Genomic DNA, 19216 nt, shown 5'->3' on the forward strand with positions numbered 1-19216 from the left:
CCTGTGGGTCAGGGGCATTTCTGAATCAGGTGCTCGAATTCTTGATGGCCGAGCACCGATATGTAGATGAGCTTGAAGCCCAACTCTTTGATACCCCATTGATTCTGCCCAATGTGGAAAACCACATCCTCGAAAACAACATCTTCGGAGTCGATATCAACGAGGAATCGGTCGAGATCGCCCGCCTCTCCCTATGGCTGCGTACCGCCAAGAAAGGCCGCAAACTCAGCAGCCTCAATTCCAATATCAAAGTCGGCAACTCCCTGATCGATGACCCTTCCGTTGCTGGAGACCTGGCCTTTGACTGGCAAGCCCAATTCCCACAAGTCTTTGCCAAAGGAGGATTTGATGTGGTGGTGGGTAATCCGCCTTATGTTCAATCTCATTCATTGGATGAGAAATCAAAAAACTTCATTTACTCTGCTTACAAGACAGCAGAATATCAAATCAATACCTATGCTGTCTTTATGGAAAGAATTTTAAAAATCCTTTCAGACACTTCTCTTTACAGTGTAATCATTCCTAATTATTGGCTTTCTACACAAAATGACTCTAAGCTTAGAATTCAAATATTTTTGGAAAATGAATGCATTGAAGTTTTGAATGTTTTTAGTGTGTTTGAAGACGCAACAGTTGATACAGTTATCCTAACAGGAAAGAAAACTTTAGATATCAAATTTCCAAAATCCACAAAAGTAGTTGCTATCAAAAAAGATTATTAACTTATTTCTGAAAGATTAAGCGCAATCTCGGATAAACTTTGGGAAACAAATCAGGTATTCTTATTTGAATCAATAAACGATGAAATAAAAATCTCTTTTGAAAAGAAACTCGAATTAGACGGAAATTTTTTAGTCGAAGACTATTTTGAAGGGTATCAAGGGATGAAAACTTATGAACAGGGAAAAGGAACCCCTCCACAGACAAGGGAAATGATGAATGAAAGAGTTTATCATTCTCTTTCTAAAATTGATGACACTTATTTGCCCTTAATTGGAGCAGGAAATGTCCAGAGATATTTAATCAAACCGTTTCATGAGTATATCAAGTATGGACCCAATTTGGCAGCTCCTAGAAAGGAAGAAATTTTTATAAAGCCCCGTCTTTTGGTAAATAGAATATTGTCAAAAGAAAAAATTGATATTACATATGAGGAACATCCATTAGTAAATAATACAGATGTTTTCAATTTTTTGCCAAAGCATGGAAAGGAAGAATTTGTAAAACCAATATTGGCAATTTTAGCCAGTAAGATTTGTTCTACATATTTTAGAAAGTCTAATGTCAATTTATCAAGAGCAGCATTCCCAAAACTCAATGTCAATAACTTGATGAGTTTTCCTATTCCCGCATTAAATGAGGAAAAAAGAAAATTCTTGACAGCTTCAGTCGATTCTATTCTGAAAATGAATCAGAGTTTATTTGAATTGGTAGAAAGCCTTGTTGATTTAATGAAAGCTAAATTTTCAATTGACAAACCATCTACAAAACTCCAAAACTGGCCTTATTTGGATTTCAAAGGATTTTTGGGAGAGTTAAAGAAGGCCAAGGTCAAGTTGAGTTTGGCAGAAGAAGCCGAATGGATGGTCTATTTCAATGAACAGAAAGCCAAGGCCCAAGCCCTCCAAGCAGATATGAACCGAATTGACAAAGAAATCGATGCTTTGGTGTATGAATTGTATGGTCTGACCGAGGAGGAGATTAGGATTGTGGAAGGGGGACTTTAAATAAAATAGTTACATGAAAAAACTATTTAAAATAGCATCTTTATTAGTTTCGTTATTAGGTCTAAGTATTGGGGTTATTTCGCTTTACAATGAGTTCAAAACAAAAGAGTTAACCCTTTACAAGGTATCACAAGATATTTATGCATCAGATAGATATAATTTTTTTGATTATTCTGATTCTTTAAAGAATAATGAATACTTAACAGTCATGCCTTCAAAAATTAGGCTCCAAATCTCATCATTTTATCCTGAAAGCGCCTCAATATCAGAATGGATCATTGAAAACACTGGAGGTTTACCTATTAAAGGTGAAAATGGGCTAAATCCAATAAAAATAAAACTACCACTGGAGAATAAAATTTATTTAGCATGGATGGAGGGATCTTACCTAGGGGAAGATCAAGTAGAATTAGACATTGATACAATAACTAATACAGTTCTAATCAAAGATTTTCTGTTAAATAAAAATGACCAGTTGTGGATTACCATAGCCCATGAGTTTACAAGGGCTAAAAAGGAAAATTTAAATCCTCATTTTTTGTATAAAGATGATGGGATTACAGGTTTAAGAGATGGAGAAGATTGGGATCCATTAAATTTGAATAAGTACATAAACCTAGGTGTATTTTTATATGGTTCTCAAATTTATGTTTTCTTCTTTTTTTCAATATTACTTTTTTCAATTGGTAGTTTTAGGATAATAGCTTTTAAATTTTCAAATAAAAGAAAGTTATTTGAGTTAATTTTCGTGTTTTACCTTTCGGTATCTCTTGGAACCATTATAACAGGTTTAATTTTCAACCTTCCTATTGGTATCGAAATATCAACTTTAGTAACTACCATGACAATTATTTATTATCTAAGATTATACTTCTTCATAAAAAAACAAGAAATATTGATTTACAATAAATCTTGAAATATTTAAAAAATGAATATGATTCACTGAGAATAAGAATTAAATTTTAAGGAAAAAGAAGAACTAAGTGAGGTTGAGTTTGGCCGAAGAAGCTGAATGGATCGTCAACTTCTTTAAGCTAAAAGCCAAACCTTAAGAACTATAAACAGAAAGCAATTGAATTGAGAAAAGGATTGATACCTTACCTCATGAATTTTTTTGCCTAACAGTGGAGAAGATTAGGATTTTAGAAGGAGTAATGGTTAAAAACAAAATTAGAAAAATGATTAAACTTTTTTTATTTGTTAACGCAAATTCTTTTCGGTGTAATTTATTGGCGTTTAGTTATTCGGAATTTAAACGTGGTAACGGGAAAAAATTATGAATTTAATTGTAAGTATATGACATTTTGGGACTTTATTTTCGCATCACTTGAAGTGTTTGGGAATTATGCACTCGCAACGATTTTATTTGGGTTTCTAATCTATTTTTTAGGTCCAAAAGCTTGGGATTATTTTTTGTCAAGTAAAATAGAGTTAGAGAGGTCTAATCTTGATTTAATAAAAAATAACAAAGGAAATGTTTTTAATAGACTTCATGAACGGAAATTGGATGCATATACCGAACTTTTTTCAGAATTGGTATTGACATATCAGAAATTTAATGATTATACTAATCCTGTAAAAATAGTTCCCAAGGGAATGGCTTATGATGATTTTTGCTTGCAGGAGAAAAAAGAATTTATCGAAGTATATCGAAATTTAAAAATATGTTATTATAATTCGATAATCCTAATACCTGAGGAAATTAGTGAAAAGATCAAATCTCTTTTTGAGAAATTAAATGAATTATTTAAAGATTATCAAGAATTTGAATTCTATTCATTACATGGTGTGAGAGATACAAACAAATTAGACATAGCATTAAAAAAGCAATTAGATGCAACTAATTTTATCCAAACGCAGTTCCCAAAGTTGCTAGATGAAATTTTAACAGTCTTTAAAAAAGATATTTTAAAGCATGATTAAAACAACCTTGGTCGAGGCTATTTTAATGCGTTTGAAGAGGGGATGTCCAAATAAGGTGTTTTTGCTATCCAGCCCTTTTATTTTCTCGAATTTGTAAATCCATTCCGGAAGTTCAGCCCCTGAAGGGGTTGTCAATACCATGCTTTTCGATGTTACTTTTATCCTAGTTTTTACATTATCATAATAAGAAAGGAGTTCGACCCTGCCTTTGCCGTCAGGCAGGCCTGTCAGGGTCGGGATGATACAAACCTTTATTTATCCTAATCCACCAGTTTACCGGGGGCTCCGCCACGGAGGACAAGTTATTGAGAGGTTTGACCACTTCGTGGTCTGGGATTTTCCAAATATGAAATGATTATTTGAAAATGCTTTATTATTTAATTTTCCACAAAATAGATTTTCAGGTATTATAATCAAACGACCCCGAATGGGGTCAAACTTTTCAATAGCCATGGGTGCAACCCATGGAAAAGATGATTTATGTCCCCTTAAAGCTTACCGACCCTAAATGGGTCGAACTAATCTTAATCGGATAAGTTTTTTGAACTTATAGAACTTAGTGAAAATTACCTGTATTTTTATTTTGAGGCATTTAATTCTTTCATTATGAGCACTTACACACAGATTATCTACCATTTTGTTTTCTCCACGAAATACCGTAAACCAACCTTAGTCCAATCGGAAAAGAAAAGGCTTTTCGCGTATATCCATCAGGTTTTGACCAATAAAAAATGTCATTTATATCGGATCAATGGGATGGAAGATCATTTGCATATTTTGACGCATGTTCACCCCATGATAGCGCCTTCAGCATTGATCAAAGACATCAAATTGGCAAGCAGTGATTTCATCAAAAGCGAACGTATCTTTCCAAATTTTAAAGGTTGGCAGGATGGATATGCCGCATTCACAGAGACGATCAAAGCGAAAGAGAGGCTAATCCAATACGTCAAAAATCAAGAAGAGCATCATAAAATGGTTACATTTTTGGAAGAGTACAAGGCTATGTTGAAGGAATATGAAATTGAATTTGATCCAAAGTATTTGTTGTAGAATCTGCTTTCGTATAGTTCGACCCCTTTAGGGTCGGGAATTTCTATAGGTCCGTTAATTCAAATCCCCCGGTTACACTGGGGGCTATTGAGAAGTTTGATCCTTTCAGGATCTTGAAGATCATAAGCATAATTTATTTTAATTTCCCAATTGTTCCGCGTTTTCATCAAAATGGACAAATAATCGAATAGTTTGAGTATTGTGCCATACAGGGATTTTGTGGTCATTTTTCCAAATCAACGACAATAATCCATTTAGACCCCGAATGGGGTTAAACTTATAAATAGCCATGGGTGCAACCCGTGGATAGGGAGATTTTTATTTTCAATAATCCCTTCCGACCCTAAATGGGTCGAACTGATTCCAAAACGATTTTATGGTTGTGATATGGTAATGATTAAGAAAAGCATTTTTAAAAAGTTCGACCCTGCCTTCGTCGTCAGGCAGGCCTGTCAGGGTCGGGAAGATCAAAATCCACTTGATTCTCCTTCTTGCAGGGCTTTTATCAATTCCCTTTCTTTTTTTTAAATTACCAAAAGTTGGTAACGTAGCCTAAAAAGACAGCTCATTAATTTTCATTCCAACCTTCGATTACGCCTTGCCGCAAGCAAGAGCTAAAGACATTCTGCCTCAAAATTCGACCTCAAAGGGGTATTTCACCCATTCCTGAAATTCAAAGGCGTGATGCCTGTATGTTTTTTAAAGAAATTGTTGAAATGAGGTACTTCGGTAAAGCCTAAAGCAAAGGCGATTTCACCCACATTCCATTGACTATGTTTGAGCAGTACTTTGGCCTCCTGAATCAGCCGCTCGGCAATGACCTGCGTGGTGGTCTTTCCAGTGGTTTCCTTGACGGCTCTGTTCAGGTGGTTGACATGCACATTAAGTTGCTCTGCAAAATCCGATGCAGATCGAACCTGTAATTTCGGATGGTTGTCCTCAATGGGGAATTGTCTTTCCAATAACTCGGTAAACATGGCTGTAATCCTATGAGAAGCATTAAAAGGTTGCTTGTCCGTCAGGATATTGGGCTGTAGTTTCATGCCATAATGGATCAATTCCAGTATTTGATTGCGTATGCTGTCATATTTGTACTTGTAATCGGACTTGAAGTCTTTTTCTATTTTTTGAAAAACAACTTCAATCTCTTTTACTTGCTCATCTGTCAATTCGAAGATATGGTTTCCAGTAGGTTGAAAGATCTCATATTGACTGATATTGCCAAAATTGGACATGAAGTGTTGGTTGAAAATGCAATATTGACCTTTCAATGCTTCATGATGATCCCACTTGTATGGGATCAGTGGATTGGAAAATGAAAGCGCTTGTTTTTTCACGTCAATCACTTGGTCTGCATAATAAACAGTGCCATGGCCTTTGACCAGCATGATTTTGTAGAAATCCCTGCGACGGTAAGGAATCGTCGTCTGCTTCCCATGGGAATAAGGCTCCAAGTCAAACATATTGAAATGCCCGATGTCATTCCGGATGTTTTCAGGCAGCCAGCTGAATTTTCTTTTGTAGAATTCCTCTAAGGTCTCAGGTTTGGTCATGGTTTAATTGATATATGCTACGCGAAATATGATTGATATATGCTGCGCGAAATACAATTGAAATTCGTTCACGATATAAATTGAAATATACTTTAGGCTATGTTCAAACGATATATTCTTCGCGATATAGATAGATATATGCCTTCGGCGATATAAATTTCCAGTATCAACTCAACTTGAATATTTTAAGCGCTGATATGGGAATTTATTTCCACCTTATTTCAATATTTCTCCTATCCCAATATCCATTCAATATCCAACCAGCCTGAGGCTGGCAGGTATCAATCAATATCAAATTACAAGAGCGGATTCGATCTTTTGACAAACTCATTATTGAAAGAATAAATCAAACTCACATTCCAAATCCAATTGTCCACTTCAATTTCTGAAACGATGATCTTACTCACGATTGTACCTAATGAAATGGGGAGATCCTTTCTACCAATCACCAAAGAAGAGCTGGCAAAATACCCGTCTTTCTCATTCATTTTCAGGTAAAAAACCTGTGGGCTGGCATTGAAGAAATACTTTTCTGACAGGGGGATTTTGGTGAAATGAGCCCCTGTGGCCACAAATTGGTTGAGTGCAAAAGGGACCTTGCCCAAGCTTCTACCGGCCAGATAGAGGAAACTGACCCTGGCTTTGTCACTGAAAACATAACTAGGGGAGATTTCCCCTGCAAAAAAGCGTTTGGCTTCCATGCTTTCAATCATATTACCATTGCCATCATCCACCATGGTATTTTCAAAAATGAATGCGGGGTGTGCCCCAACATGTAATCTGAATTTTTCAGATTTGATAATCTTATACCGCCACCAGAAGATAAAGGACCATGGTTGTCCGTCCATGGCAAAACGCATCTCTGGATCGAAACTCAACCTTTCTCCTCCTAAAGAAAGTTCAAAGATAGCGGCCGGCCGGTTAAGGGAGAAGGCGGGAATAAGTGACAATCCATTATTGGTGAAGCTGATATTGCCTCTGAAGTGTCCTATTCCTGGTCTTTGTTCTTCTTGGGCATAGGATTGAGGTTTTGGGCTAAGCCATAGCATGGCTATTAAGCCTAATATGAATAATAATGGGTAATCCGGGAATTTGCTGGGTTTCACTTTGCGGTGCTTAGGTTCTAAGGATAAGAGATTGGAGAACAAAACATTCACAATCAGCTGTTTTGTTCTCAATTTCTGACACAAAGTTAGGATAATACTTTTCTATGTGAGAATAGGTTTCAAAGTAATACTTACAAAAATCAAACAATGGGGAAAATATTATTTGAGTGGTGAGAGGGATGGACTTTACTTAAAGTTTAACATTTCTTAATAAACCATTTAACTTTAGCTACGTTTCCAAAAACATGACAACAATGAAATACTTCCTTGTTAAAACCCTCATGCTATTTTTGGCCTTGCCATTCTGGATCTCCGTAAAGGTACCTCAGGCCAAGGTTTTACCTGTTATACCAGCTTATCAGGATTCTTTGTTTACAGGTTCCAAAAGTATAGGGAAAATCCACAACAGGACCATTGATGAAGCGAGCGGATTGGCATTTTCTAGAAAACATCCTGGGATTTTGTACACCCACAATGACAGTGGTGGTGATCCCATGGTGTATATGATTGATACATTGGGCAAAGATGTTGGAGAAATCAAACTCCTGGGGGTTAAAAACAGGGATTGGGAAGATATAGCCATCGGCCCTGGTCCCGAAAAGGGCCGGTCTTACATTTATGTTGGGGAAATAGGGGATAATAATGCCAAATACGATCAAATCAAGCTTTTTAGGTTTCCTGAACCTTCGGTTTTAGAAAAAGAATTAGAAGTGAAACCGGAAATCCTGATTTTGAATTATCCCGATGGGCCGAAAGATGCGGAGACACTTATGGTGGATCCTATCACTGAAGATATTTTCATTTTGTCTAAAAGAGATTCTGTTAATATCTTATACAGGGCTCCTCAAACTGCTTTTACTCAGGGGGAATATGTATTGGAAAGGGTAATGGACTTGCCTTTTACCATGTCAGTTGCCGGTGATATTTCTGCTGATGGCTCCCAGATCCTCATTAAGAATTATTTCATGGTTTTTTACTGGGAAAGAAAAGTAGGGGAGTCTGTGCCTGATGCATTAAAGAGAGATCCTAAAATTCTTCCCTATAAACCCGAGCCTCAAGGGGAAGCCATTGCATTTGACCCAATGGGAAAAGCCTACTACACTTTGAGCGAAACCCGTTTCAATATCCACCCCGTCTTATATCGATATGACAAAAAATAAGTAATTTGCTTTAAAATCTCCTATAAAATGGCTCAGCAAACTACTTCCTCGGTGCTTATGGTCAGGCCGGGCAATTTTGGCTTTAATCCAGAAACTGCAGATAATAATTTTTACCAAAAGCAGGATGCTCGACCGATGCAGGAAATCAATGCTTTGGCACAAGAGGAGTTTGACGAATTTGTGAAACTTTTATCGAAACATGAGATAAAGGTATTGGTCGTGGAAGACACCTTGGAACCGAAAAAGACAGATGCAGTTTTTCCCAATAATTGGTTCAGCACCCATGAGGATGGAAAAGTGATACTTTATCCTATGTTTTCACCCAATAGAAGGCTAGAAAGGAGAAAAGATATTTTGGAATTTCTCATGCAGTCAGGCTTTGGTATCAATGAGATCATTGACCTTTCTTTTTTTGAAAAAGATGAACAATACCTGGAAGGCACAGGAAGTTTGGTGTTGGACAGGGTCAATCACTTGGCTTATGCCTGCAGGTCTGTTCGCACCCATGAAGTGCCTTTGGCCTATTTTGGTCGATTATTGGGTTATCAGGTGATAGATTTTGATGCTGTGCAGCTGGTTGACGGCAAGCAGGTTCCCATATATCATACCAACGTGATGATGCATGTGGGTACTGAATTGGCAATTGTTTGCCTGGAAAGTATTTCAATGGCTTCTGAAAGGCTAAAAGTTCAAGAAAATTTAGAAAGGTCCGGAAAGAAGATGATTCCCATAACGGCCAAACAAAAATTCAAATTTTCAGGAAACATGTTGGAGCTAAGAAACCCAGCTGGAGAAAAGTTTACCATCATGTCTGCGGCAGCACATGCTTCACTCAATAAGGTACAATTGCATGCTATTCAACGCCACACTTCTCTGATTGTGCCAAAGATACCTACCATTGAGAAGCTTGGAGGAGGAAGTGTACGCTGTATGCTGGCAGAAATTTTTCTTCCTTTAGTGTAATCCGTCGATTTTAACACCAGGGATTTTGATGGTTTCTACGTCTATGTTTCTACTAGATGCGTTAGTTTTGAAGTTTTCTATGACTTCAAGTACATCGTAATCAATCACTTTGGCTTTAGAACCATCAATGATAACATGTTTGCCATCTGGAATTTCGTCCAAGGCTTTTATTAAGGTGCCTTTGTTAAGGAAACTTACTTCTTCTGATAGCGTAATTTTTACAGTTTCACCTTTTTCTTTGATGTATGTTTCTTTAAAATGAGAATTTTGAAAATTTCTCAGCAAGATGTAGACAATAGCTACGGCCATTCCCATCCCTATACCAATTAATAAATCAAAGACAACAATCCCTAAAATGGTGAGGATAAAGGGCAGAAATTGATCCCAGCCCAATCTGGCCTGGCTTTTAAACAATGAAAACCTGGCCAATTTGTAGCCTACCTGTAGTAGGATGGCCGCAAGACTTGCCAATGGGATCATATCCAAAATGCCAGGAATTAAAAAGACGCTTCCGAAAAGTAGAATGCCATGAAATATGGCTGACATTTTGGTTTTTGCCCCGGCGTTGATATTTGCTGAGCTTCTGACAATAACCGCTGTGACGGGTAATCCTCCGATCAATCCATTGACCATATTACCTGTCCCTTGTGCCAGTAATTCTTTATTGGGAGGGGAAATTCGTTTATAAGGATCAATTTTGTCTGCAGCTTCCAAGCTTAAGAGTGTTTCCAAGCTGGCGATGATACCGATGGTTATGGCCGCTATCCAAACCTCTGCATTTAGGATCTCTGAAAAGTCAGGGAAAGTAAACAGCCCCTTAAACCCTTTCCAAGAATCAACATCGGGCAAGATTACACGATCGGAGGCCTCCAAGTACATGGAAGGCTCAAAAATTTTGAAAAGGTGGTTGATGAGTATACCCAGGACTACCACAATCAAGGGACCAGGGAAGAGTTTGATGTAACTCACCCTTTTCAAATAGGGCTTATCCCATAAGACTAATACCCCTAAAGAAACCACTGTTATGATGATGGCTCCCCAGCTTAAATCTTGGCCAATATGCTGTAAATCATTTATTTTTTCCCAATCATTGATCAGCGGAATATATTCAGTCAAACTTCCTCCATGACTTAAGCCCAGGCTGTAGGGGATTTGCTTGATGATCAATATGATTCCAATTCCCGCCAACATGCCTTTGATGACTGAAGTGGGGAAATAATAACCAATAACCCCTGCCTTGAGGATTCCCATCAAAAACTGAATCAGTCCTGCCAAAAAAACAGCCAAGAGAAAAATATCAAATCCACCCAGTTCATTGATCGCATTCAGGACAATTACAGTAAGCCCTGCTGCAGGACCAGAAACTGAGGTATGAGAACCTGACAACATGCCTACCACGACTCCCCCGATAACCCCAGCAATGATACCCGAAAACAAAGGTGCCCCAGAAGCAAGGGCAATACCGAGACAGAGTGGAAGCGCTACCAAAAAAACCACCAAACTGGCAGGTAAGTCACTGCTGAGGTGGGAAAACATGGATTTAGGATGCATTTGATGCTGGGTTATAAGAATAGATAGCGATCCTTTTGCAGGCTAAATTTAAAATTTTTCCAGCCGTTTAAATCAATCTATCGAAAGATAGATAGAAAAAACTTTTAAGGATAATCCCTGCAGCGTCTCTTGTTGAAGAAAGTCTAAGCTTTTAATAAATTCCAGTATAATTGAAAGGGCTTATTTTCCTCAATTCCAGCTTTACATTTTCTGCAATATTCAGGTTATCAATAAATTTCTGAATCGAAGACTGGGTAATCTGTTCATTGGTTCTTGTGAGGTCTTTTAAGGCCTCATAGGGTTTTGGATAACCTTCTCTCCTTAGTATGGTCTGAATAGCTTCGGCAACCACAGCCCAATTTTCTTCTAAATCAGCATCAATGGCCGCTTTGTTCAATTCAAGTTTGTTGAGCCCTTTCAGCAAGGACTCAAAAGAAATCAGCATATGCCCCAAGGGCAGCCCAATCACCCGAAGTACAGTACTGTCTGTAAGGTCTCTCTGAAGCCTGCTGATAGGTAATTTAGCAGCCAAGTGTTCCAACAAGGCATTGGCAATACCTAAATTTCCTTCTGCATTTTCAAAATCAATCGGGTTGACTTTATGAGGCATGGCCGAAGACCCCACTTCGCCGGCTTTGATCTTTTGTTTGAAGTAGTTCATGGCTACATATTGCCAAATATCCTTTGAGAGGTCCAAAAGGATGGTATTGATCCTCTTGAGTCCGTCAAAACAAGCTGCCAAATTATCATAATGCTCAATCTGGGTTGTAGGGTAGCTTCTTTCTAAATGTAGGTGCTGAGAAACAAACCGTTCTGCAAAGGCATTCCAGTCGATATCTGGATACGCCACGTGATGGGCATTCATGTTTCCAGTTGCACCTCCAAACTTTGCAGAATAGGGTATATGGCCTAAAAGCCTTAACTGTTTGTTTAAGCGGGTAGAAAAAACCTGGATTTCTTTCCCCAAGCGGGTTGGAGAGGCAGGCTGTCCATGTGTTTTTGCCAGCATGGAAATATCCTTCCAGGTCTCTGCCAACGTGTTAAGTTTGGAAATCAGTTGCCTTAACATAGGTAGAATCACTTCTTCCAGCCCGTCTTTCATCATCATCGGTGTAGCCGTATTATTGATGTCTTGGGAGGTAAGTCCAAAATGTATGAATTCTTTAAAACGGTCTAAACCCAGGTCGTCAAACTTTTCCTTGATGAAATATTCCACCGCCTTAACATCATGGTTGGTGGTCTTTTCTGTTTCCTTGATTTTTTGGGCATCTTCCAATGAAAATTTTTTCACAATGGTCCTCAGGGATGGAAAAAGACTTTTGTCAAAATCCCTCAGTTGGGGCAATGGCAACTCACAAAGAGCAATAAAATATTCAATTTCAACATGCACCCTATATTTGATGAGGGCAAATTCCGAAAAATAACCTTGCAGGGGAGCAGTTTTGCTGCCATATCTGCCATCCACTGAACTTATTGCTGTCAGGTTTGAAAGTGTCATGTTGTTTGTTTTTGATATTGACTGCAAAGTTATGTTTTCAAGTGGAAAAACCACTTTTTCCAATCGTAATTAAATATTGGGGGAATAGGCCTCGATTTTACCGCAAGCACAATTTACATAGTCAATTAACATATATCCCCTTAAAATTGAGGTATGAAGGCAACCTTAATTACAATCTTTTTACTTTTTCCTTTTTGGATTTATGCGAATGACAAAGAAAAGAAAGATAAAGAATTTGGCTTGATCGTAGAGCCCGCATTGAAAGCAATCAAATTGGATGGTCGTTTGGAAGTGGGGGAGTGGGATGGCGCTGACCTGATCAGTGATTTTGTGCAGCAAATCCCCAATGAAGGCTTACCTGCGACTTCAAAAACCGAAGTCCGACTAAAGTACGATGAGGATTTTTTATATGTTGCGGCCACTTTGTACCAAAATGCAGAAGAGGGCTATGTGGTTTCATCATTGAGGAGAGATTTCAGGTTTTATGAGAATGATGCTTTTGCGGTGATTTTAGGCCCATATGATGATGGTAATAATGGGTTTATGTTTGCCGTTAGTCCCTATAATATACAGATGGAAGGGTTGGTGCATAATGGCGATCGTGTCTCTGATGTTTGGGATAATAAATGGTATTCGTCGGTGCAGCGTTATGAAGACCGATGGGAGGTCGAGATGGCAATTCCTTTTAAAACACTCAGATTTACAGAAGGGGCTACACATTGGCGGGTCAATTTTCTTAGAAATGACAGAAAGAACTTTGAGCGTTCTTCTTGGGTACCAGTTCCATTAAATCAGAGAATTGCCAGTGTGGCTTTTTCAGGCTACTTAAATTGGGATAAACCCCTCAAGAAGCCAGGGTCCAACATTGCAGTAATTCCTTATGTAGCCAGTAATGCCTCCAAAAATCATCAAGCCGGTGAACCAACTGCTTCCGGTATGGCCGCAGGTTTTGATGCCAAGGTAGCGCTTAGTCCCTCAATGAACCTGGACCTTACCTTTAACCCTGATTTTTCTACCGTAGAGGTGGATCAGCAACAGACCAACCTCAACCGTTTTGAACTGTTTTTTCCTGAACGGAGGCAGTTTTTTCTTGAAAACGCCGATTTATTTGGTGATTTCGGTTTTTCAAGGATAAGACCATTCTTTTCCCGAAGGATTGGCATTGCTACAGACAGTATGGGGAGAAGTTCCAATAACCGCATTTTATATGGTGCAAGGTTGAACGGGAATTTGGGTGATAATTTTCGTTTGGGCTTACTGAATATGCAGACGGATACAGAGGCTACTGTGGGTTACCCTGGGCAGAATTATACAGTAGCCACTTTTCAGCAGAAAGTTTTCAGCAGGTCCAATATCGCGGGCATATTTGTCAATAGGCAGACCACCGGTCAGGTGCAGGATGCCGGAAGGCCCATTGCCGATTACAACCGGGTGGTTGGATTAGATTACAATATGGCCTCTGTTGATAATAAATGGACAGGAAAGTTTTTCTATCATCAGTCTTTTAGTCCTGATGGCTCAGGAGATACAAAATCACATGCCAGCAATTTGGGGTACAATACCAAGAAATTCAACTTCAGGTGGAATCACGAGTATGTTGGGGAAAATTTTAATGCTGAAGTAGGATTTGTGCCAAGGAGAGGATACTGGAGGTTGGAACCCAGTGCTATGTACCGAATGATCATCAATAGTGAGCATATTTTTCAGCAAACTTTTCAATTGGTATATGACCTATATAAGGATGAGGATTTTCAGTTAAAAATGGATGAGCGAATAACTTTTGCTTATAGGCTTTATTTTAAAAACACATCTAATTTGCAGTTCCGCTTGTTCAATGAATACATTTATCTGTTCAATTCGTTTGATCCTACCCGAACAGGAGGGGAAAGGTTAGCGGCAGGTACTGATTACGCTTACACCAGGGCGGGGCTTACCTATTCTTCTGATGCCAGAAAGTTATTTAATTATTCCAGTACCGTGTATGTGGGAGAATATTTTAATGGGGAACGCCTTTTTGTAAATACCAACCTGAATTACAGGTTCCAGCCTTATGGAAATATTTCACTTTTTGCTGAATATAATAAAATCGACATGCCCGAACCGTATAATGATGCCAGATTGTGGCTTGTCGGCCCAAGGATGGATGTTTCCTTTACCGATAAACTCTTTTTGAGTACCTTTGTACAGTACAATAATCAGATTGATAACATCAATATCAACACGAGATTTCAGTGGAGATTCAAACCAGTTTCCGATTTATTCGTTGTGTACACAGATAATTATCATCCAGAGAGCTTACAAATTAAAAACCGTGCATTAATTTTGAAGCTTACCTATTGGATCAACGTGTAAACAAACGGTCTTCAAATGTTTAATTTATTCAAAAAGAAAAAAGAGGATTCCAAAGGCAATCAGTATTCAGCCTTAAAGATTCGAGAAATAGTCAAAGAAACTGCAGATACGGTTACCCTTTATTTTGAGCAACCAGAACCATTTTTAGAGTACAAAGCAGGTCAATACATTACTGTAATTTTGGATATCAATGGAAAAGAAGAAAGACGCTCTTACAGTCTCTGTACTTCTCCTTATGTAGATGCTTATCCCGGAATAACAGTTAAAATGGTTAAAGGCGGTTTGGTATCCAATTACCTCAATGATAACATGAGGCCCGGTAAAACCATAGACATCATGAAGCCTATGGGGAATTTTACCACCACCTACCATTCTAAAAATCAAAGACATTTTGTGATGGTGGCCGGTGGAAGTGGAATTACACCCATTATGGGAATCACCAAGTCAGTTTTGGTCAATGAGCCACAGACCAAAGTGACCTTACTATACTGCAGCAGGTCTGAACAGGATATTATTTTCAAAAACCAATTGGAATCTCTTGTCAGCAAATACGAGGGCAGACTGACAGTTATCCATAACCTGAGTCAGCCAGGTGCTGATTGGAAGGGATTAAAAGGAAGGCTGGATGCCAGTAAGGTAGAGGGATTGTTGAAAGGTCAAATTGGGGAAATCGCCGAATGTTATCTTTGTGGACCGGAAGGTCTTATGGACAGTGCGTCATCTGCTTTAAAAACCCTGGGTGTAAAAGAAGAAGCCATTCATAGAGAGAGCTTTTTTTCTGACTTAACGTCCAAGGAGGAAGAACTGAAAGCCGCTGGAAAACTTTCACCTGAACTGACCCGCGAAGTAGAGGTCATTGTCGACGGAGAATCATACCATTTTGAGGTGCCGGCGGGTAAAACCATCCTTGATGCAGGACTGGACCATGATGTGGATATGCCTTACAGCTGTCAAAGTGGCTTATGCACAGCTTGTAGGGGGCGCTTGCTTTCCGGTCAGGTGGACATGATAGAAGATGCGGGACTTAGTAAAACTGAAATTGAAGAGGGTTACATCTTATGTTGCTCCGCTAAACCTGCAAGTTCAGATATTAAAATAATAATTGAATAATTGCCTTGGAAACCACAGAGATCAGAAAAATATATGATGCTTTGGAAAGGAATGTGTTGATACTAATTGCCATTCCTATTCCAATTTTTGCTTTTGCCTATTTACATGCCCAAGAAGGCACATTAGATTGGGACCTTCCCCATTTACCGGCATTTTGGGACTCCTTTTTCTTAGGCTTTGTTTTTGTAATCTTGGCTTTGCACTATGTGCGTTTTCATAATGGCATCAAGCAAGCTATGACTGGAGGATTTGACTTGGAAGAAAAAGTAAGGCGTTATGCTGTGGCTACCATGCAGCGCTTTTGGGTCTTGTTTTTCGCAGGTTTTATCTGTGCTTTTGGTTTGATGTGGTTTGATAATGCCGGTTATACCATAGCTTTTGCCATTACGCTGGTTTTTTCTTCTTTAGGTAAACCGACCCCGGACCGCATCATCCGCCTTTTGAGGCTTAAAGGTGAAGAGAGAGAAGAAATTGAGCAGTTGAAAAGGAGGTTATAAAGAAAAATATGGATTTCTTAATCCCTTAGTCAATAATTGTTTTATTCATTTACTCCGTACTGATTTTCAAAAAATTACTGATCATGTCTTTTAGGGATATCCGGGTTGATGAAAGTGAAACCCCTTGCATCATTTCCTTCATAAAAGTCCACTTTCATGCCCATTAAGAACATGTAGTGCCTTTTTTCGATGAGTACCTGTATACCTTCTACTTCAAACTGCTGGTCTCCTTCTTTTGGTTTATCAAAACCCAACATGTAGGACATACCGCCACAGCCCCCACCTTTGACACCAACTCTTAAAAAATAATCTGCGGGGATATTTTTATTTTGGTAGATGTTTTTGATTTCTTCTTGTGCTTTATCAGTGATTTTTATAGGGATCAACATGCCTAAAGAATGCAATTCAACGTTATGAAGTTCAAATTTAGGTCTAAAAAATATCAAAACACAAAGTTTTATCCCATCTATTATTTTTGGATATTCGGACTCTAATCAAAAAGCTATGGATTATATCGCTGATTTGTTGAAAATCATTCTACCCGCAGGATTGGTTATCTATGGTATGTACCTTACCATCATGTCATTTCTCAAAAAGGACCGGGAGAAGATGCTTGTGGAGCTCAAAAGCCAAAATACACAGACCATTCTCCCGATAAGACTGCAGGCTGGTGAACGCCTTTGTTTGTTACTTGAGCGGATAATGCCCAATAATTTGGTGAGAAGGGTCAATAATCCTGATTATTCAGCAAGGGATTTGTACAGTGTATTGTTACACGAGGTAAGGGAAGAGTTCAATCACAACCTTTCTCAACAGGTATATTTCTCTGATGAGACATGGGAAAGTGTTCGCAGGGCTTCAGAAAGTGTAATTACCCTGACTAATACCGCCATGCAGGACATGAGTCCGGAGGCAAGGGGGATTGACCTGGCCAAGAAAATTTTTCAATTATCCTTGGATCAGAAGAATGATGCTATACAGCAGGCCCTCAAAAATGTTAAAGACGAGATCAGGATTTTCTTTTAAATAGATGCATGGCCACACTCAGAGATAAATCAGTGGATTTCTTCACTAAGGCAAAATTACTTTATTTGGAAAAGGCCAGGGAAATTGCCGGTGAGGACGGTAAACTCAAGAAGTTGCTTGTTCAAGTAAAGGACAGGTTGGATAAAGTAGCCCATAATCCCAAAGTCCAAGAAGCCGTAGAACCCATTATGGTATTTAAGCGGATGATACAGGCGCATCGTAGTGGTCAATTTAAAGTTTCCAACAAAACGCTTGGCTTGATTGTCCTTGGCTTGGTTTATTTTATTACACCTTTGGATATTATCCCCGATTTTCTGCCATTGATTGGGTTTGCAGACGACCTTTCAGTATTGATAGCCATCTATAACTCAGTAAAACACGAGGTAGACGCTTTTAAAGCTTGGGAAAAAAACAGATTTTGAAGCTAATAGATAAAGATACATGAAAAAGATAGCCTTTCTGGCCGGAACCTCGGGTTTGGTTGGCATGCAATTGCTGCATCAGATCATCAAGGATAGTGCTTATGATTACATCATTTCCATCGGTCGGAGAAAATTGGCACTTAAGCACGATAAATTGATACAGGTGGTAGGAGACATTGCTTCTTTAAAAACCTGGGATTTGGAAGAAAAACTAAGGGCAGAGGATATTGGAGGCTTGATGTATCCTATTGTTGAAGCCATACAGGAAAAAACAATTGAAATACATGCCTTCTGTGCTTTAGGGACCACAATCAAAGCAGCTGGTTCTCAACAAAAATTCTATGAGGTAGACCATGATTTTATCTTGAATTACGCGCTTTGGACCAAAAACCTAGGTGTCAGCCGTTTTCTTGTAGTTTCCTCACTAGGTGCTGACCCACAATCCAGCGTGTTTTACAACAAGGTAAAAGGAGAAACAGAGGAGGATCTAAAGGTAATTCCTTTTGATTACCTGGGTATATTCCGCCCCTCTCTTTTATTGGGTAATAGGTCGCAATTCAGGTTTGGAGAAGAGGTGGCCAAAATTTTAATGAAGCCCTTGGTTTGGTTTAAGTTGGCCAAAAGTATACGCCCCATCCATGACTTTCAAGTGGCCAAGGCCATGATTTACCATGCAAGCCAGGAAAAATCAGTTAAAGTAGAAGTGATCCTTTCTAAGGACATGCAAAGGTTTTAAAAATGATAGCAGTAATTCAAAGGGTTTCCGAGTCTTCGGTAAAGATTAACGGTAAAGTCAGGGGAAGTATAGGTATAGGCCTGATGGTATTGCTAGGCATCGAAGAAGCCGATGCGCAGGAAGACATGGATTGGTTGAGCCGAAAAATCGTACACCTAAGGATTTTTCCAGATGATGGGGGAGTGATGAACCGAAGTGTGGTTGAAGCAGGCGGAGATATTCTGTTAATTTCCCAATTTACCCTACATGCCAGCACCAAGAAAGGCAATAGACCTTCTTACATCAAAGCGGCGAAACCCGATTTTGCCGTCCCTATGTACGAAAAGTTTATCAAAGTATTGGAAAGTGAATTGGGGAAACCCATTCAAACCGGAGAGTTTGGGGCCGATATGAAAGTGGCTTTGGTAAATGATGGACCAGTGACAATTATGATTGACAGTAAGAATAGGGTTTGAGGTAGGAGACGAGAGGCGAGACACTAGAAGCGAGAAGCGAGGGTTTAGACATCGGAAGTCGGATTTCGGATTTCGGAAGGCAGT

Annotated in this window: 19 protein-coding genes; 14 read left to right on the forward strand and 5 right to left on the reverse strand. The window is 38.9% G+C overall.

Features of this window, described 5'->3' with window-relative positions:
* The 5 genes from B879_RS21895 to tnpA form a co-directional block, all read left to right on the forward strand.
* Positions 1–722: HsdM family class I SAM-dependent methyltransferase (locus B879_RS21895; protein ID WP_157231663.1), on the forward strand; the 722-nt coding region annotated here is incomplete at its 5' end.
* A gap of 162 nt (positions 723–884) precedes the next feature.
* Entirely contained in the window at positions 885–1727 is an 843-nt protein-coding gene (locus B879_RS21900; protein ID WP_009186365.1) for a DUF8810 domain-containing protein, read from the forward strand.
* Positions 1728–1740: 13 nt separating this feature from the next.
* A complete protein-coding gene (locus B879_RS16590) occupies positions 1741–2643 on the forward strand; it encodes a hypothetical protein (RefSeq protein ID WP_009186366.1) in 903 nt (300 codons plus the stop codon).
* 281 nt (positions 2644–2924) lie between these two features.
* A complete protein-coding gene (locus tag B879_RS16595; protein ID WP_009186367.1) occupies positions 2925–3650 on the forward strand; it encodes a hypothetical protein in 726 nt (241 codons plus the stop codon).
* Positions 3651–4256: 606 nt separating this feature from the next.
* The gene (gene tnpA, locus B879_RS16600; RefSeq protein WP_009186369.1) at positions 4257–4703 is read left to right on the forward strand and encodes an IS200/IS605 family transposase; all 447 of its coding nucleotides are present in this window, start codon (positions 4257–4259) and stop codon (positions 4701–4703) included.
* A gap of 656 nt (positions 4704–5359) precedes the next feature.
* On the opposite strand, the gene B879_RS16605 is transcribed toward tnpA, so the two are convergent.
* Together B879_RS16605 and B879_RS16610 are read right to left on the reverse strand one after the other, a co-directional pair.
* On the reverse strand, positions 5360–6256 hold the full coding sequence (locus tag B879_RS16605) for an AraC family transcriptional regulator (protein ID WP_009186370.1): 897 nt from the start codon (positions 6254–6256) through the stop codon (positions 5360–5362).
* A 296-nt stretch (positions 6257–6552) separates the two neighbouring features.
* Positions 6553–7362, reverse strand: a complete 810-nt coding sequence (locus B879_RS16610; protein WP_157231664.1) for a hypothetical protein — start codon at positions 7360–7362, stop codon at positions 6553–6555.
* A gap of 254 nt (positions 7363–7616) precedes the next feature.
* Between B879_RS16610 and B879_RS16615 the strand changes: the two genes are divergently transcribed.
* The gene (locus tag B879_RS16615; RefSeq protein ID WP_009186372.1) at positions 7617–8522 is read left to right on the forward strand and encodes a hypothetical protein; all 906 of its coding nucleotides are present in this window, start codon (positions 7617–7619) and stop codon (positions 8520–8522) included.
* Between the two features lie 27 nt (positions 8523–8549).
* Positions 8550–9485 carry a citrulline utilization hydrolase CtlX gene (ctlX, locus tag B879_RS16620; protein ID WP_009186373.1) on the forward strand — a complete coding sequence of 312 codons (936 nt, stop codon included), beginning with the start codon at positions 8550–8552 and terminating at the stop codon, positions 9483–9485.
* On the opposite strand, the gene B879_RS16625 is transcribed toward ctlX, so the two are convergent.
* Together B879_RS16625 and purB are read right to left on the reverse strand one after the other, a co-directional pair.
* Entirely contained in the window at positions 9477–11036 is a 1560-nt protein-coding gene (locus tag B879_RS16625; protein WP_009186374.1) for a SulP family inorganic anion transporter, read from the reverse strand. The genes ctlX and B879_RS16625 overlap by 9 nt on opposite strands.
* A 151-nt stretch (positions 11037–11187) precedes the next feature.
* Entirely contained in the window at positions 11188–12534 is a 1347-nt protein-coding gene (gene purB / locus B879_RS16630) for an adenylosuccinate lyase (protein ID WP_009186375.1), read from the reverse strand.
* Between the two features lie 153 nt (positions 12535–12687).
* Between purB and B879_RS16635 the strand changes: the two genes are divergently transcribed.
* The 3 genes from B879_RS16635 to B879_RS16645 are packed head-to-tail and all read left to right on the forward strand — an operon-like array spanning position 12688 to position 16493.
* The gene (locus B879_RS16635; protein WP_009186376.1) at positions 12688–14886 is read left to right on the forward strand and encodes a DUF5916 domain-containing protein; all 2199 of its coding nucleotides are present in this window, start codon (positions 12688–12690) and stop codon (positions 14884–14886) included.
* Positions 14887–14901: 15 nt separating this feature from the next.
* The gene (locus B879_RS16640; protein ID WP_009186377.1) at positions 14902–15996 is read left to right on the forward strand and encodes a ferredoxin--NADP reductase; all 1095 of its coding nucleotides are present in this window, start codon (positions 14902–14904) and stop codon (positions 15994–15996) included.
* Between the two features lie 5 nt (positions 15997–16001).
* The gene (locus tag B879_RS16645; RefSeq protein ID WP_009186378.1) at positions 16002–16493 is read left to right on the forward strand and encodes a hypothetical protein; all 492 of its coding nucleotides are present in this window, start codon (positions 16002–16004) and stop codon (positions 16491–16493) included.
* A gap of 74 nt (positions 16494–16567) precedes the next feature.
* Here B879_RS16645 and B879_RS16650 read toward each other — a convergent pair whose 3' ends face one another.
* Positions 16568–16882, reverse strand: a complete 315-nt coding sequence (locus tag B879_RS16650; protein WP_157231666.1) for a HesB/IscA family protein — start codon at positions 16880–16882, stop codon at positions 16568–16570.
* Between the two features lie 115 nt (positions 16883–16997).
* Here B879_RS16650 and B879_RS16655 point away from each other — a divergent pair, with 115 nt between their 5' ends.
* Genes B879_RS16655 through dtd form a run of 4 tightly spaced genes read left to right on the forward strand, consistent with a single transcriptional unit; the run spans position 16998 to position 19132 of the window.
* Positions 16998–17519, forward strand: coding sequence for a DUF7935 family protein (locus tag B879_RS16655; protein WP_009186380.1), 522 nt, complete (start codon positions 16998–17000; stop codon positions 17517–17519).
* An 8-nt stretch (positions 17520–17527) separates the two neighbouring features.
* The gene (locus tag B879_RS16660) at positions 17528–17941 is read left to right on the forward strand and encodes a YkvA family protein (RefSeq protein WP_009186381.1); all 414 of its coding nucleotides are present in this window, start codon (positions 17528–17530) and stop codon (positions 17939–17941) included.
* Between the two features lie 19 nt (positions 17942–17960).
* Positions 17961–18677 carry a Rossmann-fold NAD(P)-binding domain-containing protein gene (locus tag B879_RS16665; RefSeq protein WP_009186382.1) on the forward strand — a complete coding sequence of 239 codons (717 nt, stop codon included), beginning with the start codon at positions 17961–17963 and terminating at the stop codon, positions 18675–18677.
* A 2-nt stretch (positions 18678–18679) separates the two neighbouring features.
* Entirely contained in the window at positions 18680–19132 is a 453-nt protein-coding gene (dtd, locus tag B879_RS16670; RefSeq protein WP_009186383.1) for a D-aminoacyl-tRNA deacylase, read from the forward strand.
* The last annotated feature ends 84 nt before the right edge of the window (positions 19133–19216 follow it).

It is taken from the genome of Cecembia lonarensis LW9, assembly GCF_000298295.1.
In the GTDB taxonomy this organism is placed as follows: Bacteria; Bacteroidota; Bacteroidia; order Cytophagales; family Cyclobacteriaceae; genus Cecembia; species Cecembia lonarensis.